This is a genomic window from Magnetospirillum sp. SS-4 (genome assembly GCF_902729425.1).
Classification (GTDB): Bacteria; Pseudomonadota; Alphaproteobacteria; order Rhodospirillales; family Magnetospirillaceae; genus Phaeospirillum.
The window spans coordinates 338,286-348,900 of the sequence record NZ_CACVCH010000001.1 but is presented as its reverse complement, the minus strand read 5'-3'; the positions used below and the strand labels follow the sequence as shown (position 1 = coordinate 348,900).

Genomic DNA, 10,615 nt, shown 5'->3' with positions numbered 1-10,615 from the left:
GCCCTCACTCGTCGCGATGATGGTGGTGATGCCCATGCCCATGCCCATGATGATGTCCATGGCCGTGGCCGTGATCGTGGTGATGGTCGGCGTCGGTGCCGATGCCGCGCACATGATGATGGTGGCCGGCCTGGACGGCGCCGACCGAATCCTCGAAGCCCACCACCTGCTCGCGGTATTTGCACAATTGGCAGTTCATCTTCGCCTCGCCGTTCAGCACTTCCTCGACCCGCTCGACGAAGCTGTCGACCACCAGGGGATGGTCGTTGAGATAGGGGGCCTTGATGAATTCGGTGCCGGGATGGGCGGCGGCGGCCTGGTCGGTCCAGTCGTAGATGCGCTTGACCAGGATGCCGGTGAACAGGAAGTAGGGAAACACGATGATCCGCTTGTATCCCAGGCGCACCGAACGTTCCAGCGCCTGGTCGACCAGGGGGTGGGCGACGCCGGAAAAGGCGATCTCGGCCCAGCCGAAGCCCATGCCTTCCCACAGCATGCGCGCCACCTTGGCGATGTTGGAATTGGCGTCGGGATCGTTGGTGCCGCGCCCGACCACCAGCAGCAGGGTATCCTTACGCTCGATGACCCCGGTGGCGCCCAGCGCCTCGGCCTGCTCGATGCGGTCGCGGGCCGCCTTCAGCAGCTTGGGGTCGATGGCCAGCTCGCGGCCGTAGCGCACGTCCAGGCCGGGATTGTCGGCGGCGAAGGAATTGATTTCCCACGGCAGGTCGTTCTTGACGTGGCCGGCCGCGAACAGCATGCCGGGAATGGCCAGGATGCGCGAAACCCCCCGGTCCTTCAGGGCGTCCAGGCCGGTCCGGATGATGGGGGTGGCGAATTCGAGAAAGCCGCTGTCGACCGCGTAGTGGGGCAGGCGATGCTTGAGGTGATGGGCCAGGACGTTGAATTCCCGGATGGCATCCACGTCGCGGCTGCCATGGCCGCACAGCATCACACCGATCTTGTCCGTCATCGCGCCTGGTCCTTGCCTTCGAGCGTGTGGTCCGGCTGGTCCGTGCCTCCGGCCGGGAGAGGGCGGACTATAGGCCAGCCCGGCGGCGCCATGCCAGCGGAAATCACTTTGGAAAGGTGACCACGATGGCGGTGCCGCCGTTCCTGGATATGGCGAAGCGGCCGCCCAGCTGGCGGGTCAGGGCGCGGATCAGGCTGAGGCCGATTCCCTTGCCCGGCTGGGCCGGCATGCCGATACCGTCGTCGCGGACGGCGAAATGCCACGAGGTCTCGTCACCGGTCAGCGAGATGGAAATGGCTCCGCCCCGCCCCGCGGGAAAGGCGTGCTTCAGGGCGTTGGACAGCGCCTCGTTCGCCAGCATGCCCAGCGGCACCGCCCGGTCCAGTTCTAAGGTGCCGGTCACGTCCACCGAGACGGTGACGCCGCCGCCGCTCGGGCCGTGGCCGCCGACCAGCGCCTCGGCCAGCCGGCCGAAATAGACGCCCAGGTCGACGTTGGCGGCCATGTTGCGCTCGTACAGCGTCTGGTGGACCAGCCCCATGGAATGGATGCGGTCCAGCGCGTCCCGCAGGGTATCCCTGGCGGCGTCGCTGTCGGCGTGCAGGGACTGCATGGTCAGCAGGCTGGAGATGACCTGAAGATTGTTCTTCACCCGGTGATGGACCTCCTGGAACAGCACGTCCTTCTCGTCCAGGGCGGCGGCCAGTTCGTCGGCCTTGCCCTCGACCGAGCGCAGCAGCCGGGTCTCGTGGCGCAGGCTTTCGCCGGTCATCGTCGCCAGCGCCAGCAGCAGCAGGATGCCGGCGGCGTGCAGGGCGGCGTTGCGCTGGGTGCGGATGGTCCAGTCGCGGAACACCATGTCCATGGTCATGCCGGACGTCACCACCAGCCCCAGGTCGGGCAGGTGGCGGTACGACACCAGGCGTTCGGCCCCGTCGACCACCGACTGGGCGCGGTAGACGCCTTCGTTTCCCCTGGCGAACTCGGTGAAGGGATGCCGGGTGACGTCGAAGCGAAGCAGCTGCCCGCCTTCCGGCAGGGGATCGCGGGCGATCATGGCGCCGTCCTGGCGCACCACCAGGAAGATGGTGCCCCGGTCGGCGTGCTGAAGGCCGTGGAAGAAATCGGTGAAATATTCCCCGCCGACCCGCAGCCTGGCGACGCCCCGCACGATTCCCGAGGAATCGACCAGGGCGCGGCTGAGGACGATGACGTGGCGGCGGTCGCGGTCCTCGGCGATTTCGGCGGTGATGATGGTCTGGCCGGGACGCGACATGGCCGGAGCGATCAGATCCGGCCCCGAGAGGTGGCGGGAATGCGATTCCGCGCGGTTGGTGGACAAAAGCAGTTCGCCGCGGTGGTCGTGGATGTGAATGGCCAAGCCGGCGGGAAGCTCGGCCAGTATCCGTTCGAGCCACTTGCGCTCGGCCTCGGAATCGCGGATGGCGGCCGGGGAACGGTCGGCCAGCCGGTCCTCGATGCGCAGCAGGTTGGCGTGGGCGTTGGCGTGCAGGGCGCGGACCCGGGTTTCCATCAGGTGCGATGTCTGCCGCAGGTCAAGGGTCCAGTCGGCCAGGGTGGCGTCGCGATCCGACCAGATGGTGGCGACGAAGCCGCCGACGCCGCCCAGCAGGATCACCGCCGCGATGACGGACAGCAAGATCCTGGGGCGGGGCAGGGCGGTCATGGTCAGCGGCGCGGCGGCGGATGTCCGTCGTCGTCGAACAGCGATGTCAGCTGGCGCATCATGGTGCCGCCCAGGTCCTCGGCGTCCATGATGGTGACGGCGCGGCGGTAATAGCGGGTGACGTCGTGGCCGATGCCGATGGCCGCCAGTTCCACCGGCGAGCGGGTCTCGATATAGGCGATGACGTCTCTCAGATGCTTTTCCAGGGTGTTGCCGGGATTGGCCGAAAGCGTGGAATCGTCCACCGGGGCGCCGTCCGAGATCACCATCAGGATGCGCCGCTGTTCCGGGCGCGAGATCAGGCGTTCGTGCGCCCACAGCAGCGCCTCGCCGTCGATGTTCTCCTTCAGGATGCCTTCCCGCAGCATCAGGCCCAGGTTGCGCCGCACCCGGCGCCAGGGGGCGTCGGCGGCCTTGTAGACGATGTGGCGCAGGTCGTTGAGGCGGCCGGGATTGACCGGCTTGCCCTCGGCCTGCCATTTCTCGCGGGCCTGGCCGCCCTTCCAGGCGCGGGTGGTGAAGCCCAGCACCTCGACCTTGACGCCGCAGCGTTCAAGGGTGCGGGCCAGCAGGTCGGCGCTCATGGCGGCGACGGTGATCGGGCGGCCGCGCATCGAGCCGGAATTGTCGATCAGCAGCGAGACCACGGTATCGCGGAAATTGGTTTCCTTCTCGGTCTTGAACGACAGCGAATGCATGGGGTTGGCGACGATGCGGGCGAGGCGCCCGGTGTCCAGGATGCCTTCCTCCAGGTCGAAGTCCCACGACCGGGTCTGCTGCGCCATCAGCTTGCGTTGCAGGCGGTTGGCCAGCTTGGCCACCACGCCCTGAAGATGGGACAACTGGTTGTCGAGCTGCGAGCGCAGCCGGGTCAGTTCCTCGGGATCGCACAGGTCCTCGGCGCCCACCACTTGGTCGAAGGCGGTGGTGAAGGGACGGTAGGGCTGGTCGCGTCCGGCGGAATTGGACAGGCGCTCGGGCCGTTCGCGGCTGGGACCGCCCGGTTCCTCGGTGCCGGCGCCCATCAGCATGATGTCGTCGCCGTCCATGGCGCCGTCCTGCTCGCCGGTGCCCTCGGACGAGCCGGGAGCCTCGGTCTCGCCGTCGCCGACCTGATCCTGGCCCTCGCCCGCGCCGTCCTTCTGCTCGCCGGAGGAGGCGCCGTCCTGGGCCTGGTCGCCGTCCTCGGATTCCTCGCCGTCCTGTTCGTCGGTGGACTGGTCGATGCCCAGGTCCAGTTCGCGCAGCAGGTCCTGCAATTCGGCGGCGAAGGCGGTCTGGTCGCCCAGCAGGTCCTTCATGCGGTCCAGCGTCGGGCCGGCCTTGGCCTCGACCGCTTCGCGCCACATGTCCACCGCCGCCCGCGCCGACGGCGGCGGCGCCAGGCCGGCGAAGCGTTCGCGGGCGATCAGGCGCATGGCCTCGGCCAGCGGCACCTGCTCGCGCCGCACGGCGCGGTCGAGCCCCTCGGCGCGGGCGCGCTGTTCCAGCACCTCGGCGATGTTGGCGGCAACTCCGGCCATGTGGCGGACGCCCAGGGCCTCGACCCGGGCCAGTTCCACCATCTCGTAGACCTTGCGGGCCTCGGGCAGCGCCGGCATGCGCCGGGTGTGGACGGAATCGTCGTGATAGCGCAGGCGGAGCCCGATGGCGTCGGCGGTGCCGCGCAGGCGGGCCAGATCGGCGGCCAGGATGGTGCGGGGCGGCGACGGCAGCCTGATCTCGGCGCCGCGCACCGAGCCCTGGCCGGCGGCATAGCCCACGTCCAGGTCGGCGCGGCCGGAGATGGCCCGCAGCGTCGCCGCCGTGCTCCGCCGGATCAGGTCGGCGGGTGTCTCGCCGGCCTCCGCTCCCTTTTCGGAATTGCCGCCCTTGCCGGTCATGCCAGCAGCCGTGCCGGTCCCTCCGGCAGATCCTCGCCGAAGCAGCGCTGGTAGTATTCCGCCAGGATCGGGCGTTCCACTTCGTCGCACTTGTTGAGGAAGGTGACGCGGAAGGCATAGGCCCGGTCCGAGAAGATGCTGGCGTTCTCGGCCCAGGTGATCACCGTGCGTGGGCTCATCACCGTCGAGATGTCGCCGTTCATGAAGCCGGCGCGGGTGAGGTCGGCCAGCATCACCATCCTGGACACGGTCTCGCGGCCCTCGGGATTATCGTAATCTTTCAGCTTGGCGACCACGATGGAGCACTCGGCCTCGTGCTCCAGGTAGTTGAGGGTGGCGACGATGTTCCAGCGGTCCATCTGGCCCTGGTTGATCTGCTGGGTGCCGTGATAGAGGCCGGTGGTGTCGCCCAGGCCGACGGTGTTGGCGGTGGCGAACAGGCGGAAGGCGGAATGGGGCCGGATCACCCGGTTCTGGTCCAGCAGGGTCAGCCGGCCCTCCACCTCCAGCACCCGCTGGATCACGAACATCACGTCGGGGCGGCCGGCGTCGTATTCGTCGAACACCAGGGCGCAGGGATGCTGAAGCGCCCAGGGCAGGATGCCTTCGCGGAACTCGGTGATCTGCTTGCCGTCCTTGACCACGATGGCGTCCTTGCCGATCAGGTCGATGCGGCTGATGTGGCTGTCCAGGTTGACCCGGATGCACGGCCAGTTCAGCCGGGCGGCCACCTGCTCGATATGGGTGGACTTGCCGGTGCCGTGATAGCCTTGCACCATCACCCGGCGATTGAAGGCGAAGCCGGCCAGGATGGCGCGGGTGGTGTCGGGGTCGAAGCGGTAGGCGGGGTCCACGTCGGGGACATGCTCGCTGCCCAGGCTGAAGGCTGGCACCATCATGTCGGTGTCGAGGCCGAAAACGTCGCGGGCGCTGACTGTCGTGTCGGGCGTCGCCAGGGGGTGGTCCGAGGCAAGCGGGCTCTGTGTCTTGGAAGTCATTGATTCACTGTCCGTTTACCCCGAGGCAAGGCTCGCCTTCAGGGTGTTGTAGGCCTGGTTGATGCGCTTGAAGCGCTCCTCCGCCTCCTTGTCGCCGTTATTGGCGTCGGGATGGTGGCGCTTGACCAGCTCCTTGTAGCGGGCCTTGAGGATATCGTGGGTCAGCGGACCGGCGAGGCCGAGCACCATCATGGCCTCTTCCTCCGGCGTGGCGGGGACGCGGGGCTTGCGGCGCGGCTCGTCCGTCTCGTGGTCCATGACGTCGAACGGGTCGTGGATGGTGAAGCTGAACCGGCGCTTGCCCATCTGCATGCCCAGCGGCCAGGTGGGGCGCTGCCATGTGGTGTCCTTGCGGGTTTCGGCCTCGATCTCCTCGGGTTTCATGCCGGCGTAATAGTCCCAGGCGGCGTTGTACTCGCGGACGTGGTCCAGGCAGAACCAGTAATATTCGTCGAGCTGCTGGCGCGAGCGCGGCGCCCGGTGCTCGGCTTCGCGACGGCAGCCAGGATGGTCGCAAATCCGTGTGGACGGCTGCGGTTCTGGGGGCGCGAAGGCGGTGCGCCAGGATCTTCGCGTGCTCGATGACCTCATCACACCGGTCATAATGATGGCTGGAGCCCGCCAAGGCAAGGCGCCTCCGCCTGCGGAACGCCGTTCCTTATCTTCTGGCTTTTCCCCCTCCCCCCTCCGATAGTACCGGATCGTCGCCATCTTCCGAGTGTTTCCATGCCCGAGCTTCCCGAGGTCGAAACCGTCGCCCGTGGCCTCGCCCGCGTGTGGGAGGGGCGCCGCTTCGTCGCCGTCGTCTGCCGCCGGGACGGGCTGCGCCACCCCTTTCCCCAGGGCTTTGCCGAGAGTCTCGCCGGCCGCCGGGTCGAACGGGTGGGACGGCGCGCCAAGTATCTGGTGACGCGGCTGGACGGCGGCCTGGTCATGCTGGGGCATCTCGGCATGTCGGGGCGCATGGTGATCTCGTCGCTGCGCAACGTTCCTCCCGGCCCCCACGATCATGTGGACTTCGTCACCGATGACGCCACCCTGGTGACTCTGACCGATCCCCGCCGCTTCGGCCTGCTGACGCTGTGCCGCGAGTCGGAGCTGGACGCCCATCCGCTGCTGGCCGGTATCGGGCCGGAGCCGCTGGAACCGGGCTTCGACGCCGCCGCCCTGGCCGCCGCCCTGGCCGGCCGCGCCACTCCGGTCAAGTCGGCGCTGCTGGATCAGCGCAATGTCGCCGGGCTGGGCAACATCTATGTGTGCGAAAGCCTGTTCCGCGCCGGCATCTCGCCGCTGCGCGAGGCCGGCTCGCTGAGCATGGCCGAGTGCGAGGCCCTGGTTCCCGCCATCCGGGCGGTGCTGGAGGAGGCCATCGCCGCCGGCGGCTCGTCGCTTCGGGACCATGTGCGTCCCGATGGCGAGCTGGGATACTTCCAGCACGGCTTCAAGGTCTACGGCCGCGCCGGCCAGCGCTGTCCGGGCTGTCCCGAGGCGCCGGCCTGCGGCGGCATCCAGCGGATCGTCCAGGCCGGGCGGTCCACTTTCTATTGTGCGGAGCGGCAAAGGTGATGGTATAGCCATTGGACATGGCACGTATCCGGCATTCCATGGCCGCTTTGGCGCTGATGACGATCCTGGGCGGCGCTCCGGCGCTGGCCGGCGGCTTTCTCGGCGCCTATGAGGACCTGCCGCTGGCCCCCGGCCTGACCGAGGCGGTCGAGGCGGGGGTGGCCTTCGATTCGCCGTCGGGGCGCATCGTCGAGGCCTACGCCCAGGGGCGGGTCAAGGCCGCCGACGTCCTGAAATTCTACGCCGCCACCCTGCCCCAACTGGGCTGGACCAGGGAAAGCGACACGCTGTACCGCCGCGAGGCCGAGACGTTGCGTCTCGACCCCGTCGTCAAGGGCGGCGCCCTCACGCTCCGCTTCGCCATCTCACCCGAATAAGACAAACAGGGAAGGAAGGAACCTCATGGCTTTCGAGAACATCACCGTCGAGACCCGCGGCAATGTCGGCCTGATCGCGCTGAACCGGCCCAAGGCCATGAACGCGCTGTGCGCCGACCTGATCGCCGAGCTGGGGCAGGCGCTGGACGCCTTCGAGAAGGACGACGCCGTCGGCGCCATCGTGCTGACCGGTTCGGACAAGGCCTTCGCCGCCGGCGCCGACATCAAGGAAATGGCCAGTCGCGGCTACATGGACGTCTATGTCTCGAACTTCATCACCAACGGCTGGGAGCAGATCACCAAGTGCCGCAAGCCCATCGTCGCGGCGGTGGCGGGCTTCGCGCTGGGCGGCGGCTGCGAGGTCGCCATGATGTGCGACTTCATCCTGGCCGGTGACAACGCCAGGTTCGGCCAGCCCGAGATCACCATCGGCACCATTCCCGGCGCCGGCGGCACCCAGCGCCTGACCCGCGCGGTGGGCAAGTCCAAGGCCATGGAAATGTGCCTGACCGGTCGCCTGATGGACGCCGCCGAGGCCGAGCGCGCCGGCCTGGTCAGCCGCGTCGTGCCGGTGGCGGAACTGGTGGACGAGGCGGTCAAGGTCGCCACCAAGATCGCCGGCCTGTCGCGCCCCATCGTCATGCTGTGCAAGGAATCGGTCAACGCCGCCTTCGAGACCATGCTGGCCCAGGGCGTCACCTTCGAGCGCCGGCTGTTCCATTCCACCTTCTCGACCGAGGACCAGAAGGAGGGCATGGCGGCCTTCGTCGAGAAGCGCCCGCCCGCCTTCAAGAACCGCTGACGCGCCCCCGAGGTCCGGCCGCCGCGCCGGGCCTCGATTCATCTCTTGACGATCGGGGCCGGGGGACATATAACCCCGCCTTCGAATTTACATCCCAGGTCCAAGGTTCCAGTCCATGGCTCATCACACGTCGGCTAAGAAGCGCATCCGCCAGACCGAGCGTCGCACCGAGGTCAATCGCGCCCGCGTCAGCCGTATCCGCACCTTTGTCAAGAAGGTGGAACTCGCCATCGCCTCCGGCGATTCCGAGGCCGCCAAGACCGCCCTGCGCGAGGCCGAGCCCCAGATGATGAGGGGCGTCCAGGGCGGCGTGCTGCATAAGAACACCGCATCCCGGAAGGTTTCCCGCCTCGCCGCCCGCGTCAAGGACATGAAGCCGCTGGCCTAGTCGCCAAGTCTCTGGTTTCATTCCATTTTTCAAAGGCCGCGCCCCTGGGCGCGGCCTTTGTCGTTGGAAATCCCAGGCGTTCTCCCGAGTCTGGAATTGCAAGGGAAAAATTTTCAGTGTTCGCGTTCCGATCACGTTGCCAGCATCGGAGCGCATCGCTAGAGTCGCACTCCTCGGTAGCGGAAGAACCCGCAGAGAAACCACCAAGTTTTTATTTAATTTGTTCTTGGGCCGCGTCACAAATTCTGTGAAGCGGGCCACAGACGGTGCGTTACGTTTTGTATTAGGACTGTTGGCGGGTTTACAGACTTGCTCCCATCAGGGTAAGACTCCGCGGCGGAAACCTCGCGGCATCCTTCCGGGGCGGTGCGGAGCGGTCGGGTGCTTGCCGGACGGCCGGTCTTTCCGGCGGGGAATCGGGGACGCGGTCGCGGCGGCCCCGAACAGGGGAGCGGGTGGTTGCCAAGGATTGGGCGATCGCCTGCGAGTGAAGGGCTTGAGGAAGTGGGGATGCATAATGGGCAAGACTGAGTGGGACCGCGTGAAGGTCAGGCTGAAGGACGAGGTCGGCGATGCCGCCTACCGCTCGTGGCTGCGTCCGATCACCCTGCACGGCATCAATGGCGGCGACGTCAAGCTGGCGCTTCCCACCCGCTTCATGCGCGACTGGGTCGCCACCCATTACGCCGAGCGCATCCGCGCCCTGTGGGGGGCCGAGAATCCCGGCATCCGCAACGTCGAGATCGTGGTGGGCGCCGCCCGCGCCACCGTCGCCCCGCTTCCCGCCCCGACCCTGGTCAACACGCCGGCTCCCGCCGGCTCGCCCGCCGCCACTGCCCTTCCCGCCGCCGCCAAGGCGCCTTGCGCGCCGGCCAATGTCAACGCCGCCGCCGAGATGGACGAACTGGGCGCCCAGCTCGACCCCCGCTTCACCTTCAAGAATTTCGTGGTGGGCAAGCCCAACGAATTCGCCTACGCCGCCGCCAACCGGGTGGCGGACGCCGATTCGGTGTCGTTCAATCCGCTGTTCCTCTATGGCGGCGTCGGCCTGGGCAAGACCCACCTGATGCACGCCATCGCCCATCACATCCGCGAGCGCAAGCCGGACCGCAGCGTGCTGTACCTGTCGGCCGAGAAGTTCATGTACCGGTTCATCCGGGCGCTCCGGCACCAGGACACCATGAGCTTCAAGGAGCAGTTCCGTTCGGTCGACGTGCTGATGATCGACGACGTCCAGTTCATCGCTGGCAAGGATGCCACCCAGGAGGAGTTCTTCCACACCTTCAACGCCCTGGTGGACCAGGGCCGTCAGATCGTGATCTCGGCCGACAAGTCGCCTTCTGACCTGGAAGGCATCGAGGAGCGGCTGCGCTCGCGCATGGCCTGCGGTCTGGTGGCCGACATTCACGCCACCACCTACGAATTGCGCCTGGGCATCCTGCATTCCAAGGCCGAGCAGATGAGCGTGCTGGTGCCGCAGAAGGTGATGGAGTTCCTGGCCCACAAGATCGCCTCCAACGTCCGCGAGTTGGAAGGCGCCCTGAACCGCGTCGTCGCCCATTCCCAACTGGTCGGTCGCGCCATCACCCTGGAAACCACCCAGGAGGTGCTTCAGGACCTGCTGCGCTCGTCCGACCGCCGGATCACCATCGAGGAGATCCAGAAGAAGGTTGCCGAGCACTTCACCATCAAGCTGGCCGAGATGAGCTCGGCCCGGCGCTCGCGCCAGGTGGCGCGGCCCCGCCAGATCGCCATGTATCTGGCCAAGCAGCTGACGTCCCGCTCGCTGCCCGAGATCGGCCGCAAGTTCGGCGGCCGCGACCACACCACCGTCATGCACGCGGTCAAGAAGGTGGAGGAGCTGAAGGAAAGCGATTCCAACTTCGCCGAGGACGTGGAACTGCTGCGCCGCATGCTTCAAGGGTAGGGCGGCATCCCGCT

10 protein-coding genes are annotated in these 10,615 nt (G+C 67.5%); 5 read left to right on the top strand and 5 right to left on the bottom strand.

Annotation, left to right across the window (positions count from 1 at the left end; genetic code table 11):
* Positions 1 to 4: 4 nt before the first annotated feature.
* From MTBSS4_RS01690 to MTBSS4_RS01670, 5 genes are all read right to left on the bottom strand, one after another.
* A complete protein-coding gene (locus MTBSS4_RS01690; RefSeq protein WP_173981644.1) occupies positions 5 to 973 on the bottom strand; it encodes a sirohydrochlorin chelatase in 969 nt (322 codons plus the stop codon).
* A 103-nt stretch (positions 974 to 1,076) separates the two neighbouring features.
* Positions 1,077 to 2,660, bottom strand: coding sequence for a sensor histidine kinase (locus tag MTBSS4_RS01685; RefSeq protein WP_173981643.1), 1,584 nt, complete (start codon positions 2,658 to 2,660; stop codon positions 1,077 to 1,079).
* Between the two features lie 2 nt (positions 2,661 to 2,662).
* A complete protein-coding gene (gene cobT / locus MTBSS4_RS01680) occupies positions 2,663 to 4,543 on the bottom strand; it encodes a cobaltochelatase subunit CobT (protein WP_173981642.1) in 1,881 nt (626 codons plus the stop codon).
* A complete protein-coding gene (gene cobS / locus MTBSS4_RS01675; RefSeq protein WP_173981641.1) occupies positions 4,540 to 5,541 on the bottom strand; it encodes a cobaltochelatase subunit CobS in 1,002 nt (333 codons plus the stop codon). The genes cobT and cobS overlap by 4 nt, the downstream gene beginning before the upstream one ends.
* A 15-nt stretch (positions 5,542 to 5,556) precedes the next feature.
* Entirely contained in the window at positions 5,557 to 6,132 is a 576-nt protein-coding gene (locus tag MTBSS4_RS01670) for a J domain-containing protein (protein ID WP_254432325.1), read from the bottom strand.
* A 135-nt stretch (positions 6,133 to 6,267) separates the two neighbouring features.
* Here MTBSS4_RS01670 and mutM point away from each other — a divergent pair, with 135 nt between their 5' ends.
* The 5 genes from mutM (at position 6,268) to dnaA (ending at position 10,601) form a co-directional block, all read left to right on the top strand.
* Entirely contained in the window at positions 6,268 to 7,107 is an 840-nt protein-coding gene (gene mutM / locus MTBSS4_RS01665) for a bifunctional DNA-formamidopyrimidine glycosylase/DNA-(apurinic or apyrimidinic site) lyase (protein WP_173981639.1), read from the top strand.
* Between the two features lie 17 nt (positions 7,108 to 7,124).
* A complete protein-coding gene (locus MTBSS4_RS01660) occupies positions 7,125 to 7,484 on the top strand; it encodes a hypothetical protein (protein WP_173981638.1) in 360 nt (119 codons plus the stop codon).
* 25 nt (positions 7,485 to 7,509) lie between these two features.
* Positions 7,510 to 8,286, top strand: a complete 777-nt coding sequence (locus MTBSS4_RS01655; RefSeq protein WP_173981637.1) for an enoyl-CoA hydratase — start codon at positions 7,510 to 7,512, stop codon at positions 8,284 to 8,286.
* Positions 8,287 to 8,401: 115 nt separating this feature from the next.
* Positions 8,402 to 8,674 carry a 30S ribosomal protein S20 gene (gene rpsT / locus MTBSS4_RS01650; RefSeq protein WP_173981636.1) on the top strand — a complete coding sequence of 91 codons (273 nt, stop codon included), beginning with the start codon at positions 8,402 to 8,404 and terminating at the stop codon, positions 8,672 to 8,674.
* A gap of 517 nt (positions 8,675 to 9,191) precedes the next feature.
* A complete protein-coding gene (gene dnaA / locus MTBSS4_RS01645; protein ID WP_173981635.1) occupies positions 9,192 to 10,601 on the top strand; it encodes a chromosomal replication initiator protein DnaA in 1,410 nt (469 codons plus the stop codon).
* The last annotated feature ends 14 nt before the right edge of the window (positions 10,602 to 10,615 follow it).